Below are 634 nucleotides of genomic sequence, written 5' to 3' on the forward strand. Positions count from 1 at the left end.
CACTCCCTGTTATGAGACCATCAATCCACCGACTAACGACCTTGTAACGCATCAGTTCTTTTTTGCTCATTGTAATCTTCTCCTGTCCCATAGTGACATTTTCACTGACGCGTTACAATATGACAATTTCACAGACGAACAACACGAATGACACTTTCCAGTTGATTTGCCCAGTCGACATTCGGTATACTTTTAGACATAGGTAGGGTTCTCCTTTCTCTAAGATTTTTGGTCCAATCAGAGAATACCCTACCTTTTTTCTTTTGGTCTAGCAAAATGCTTTACACAAAATTTTATACATCATCACTGAAGGCAAAGACTCCAGTGTTTTATCTCAGTTTAAACAACACCTTGAAGATAAAGGGATACCTGCTTCACAAATTGAAGAGTGTTGCTGTGACATGTCCCCCGCCTTTATCAAAGGGATTGCAAGCACATTTCCGAATGCCAAAATAACTTATGACAAATTTCATGTCATGAAAATGGTCAATGAAGCGGTAGAAACCATTCGTCGTGCAGAACAAAAAGAAGTCGATGACTTAAAAAAGACACGATACATCTGGTTGAAAAACGAACAAAACCTTACGGCTAAACAGCGTGAACAGCTGATCAAACTCAAAGATACAAATCTAAA

At 38.8% G+C, this 634-nt stretch carries 1 protein-coding gene; it reads left to right on the forward strand.

The window, feature by feature from the left end:
* Positions 1–302: 302 nt before the first annotated feature.
* A partial coding sequence (locus IEW48_RS16865) for a transposase (protein WP_229704115.1) occupies positions 303–634 on the forward strand: 332 nt, incomplete at its 3' end.

It is taken from the genome of Caldalkalibacillus thermarum (genome assembly GCF_014644735.1).
GTDB lineage: Bacteria > Bacillota > Bacilli > Caldalkalibacillales > Caldalkalibacillaceae > Caldalkalibacillus > Caldalkalibacillus thermarum.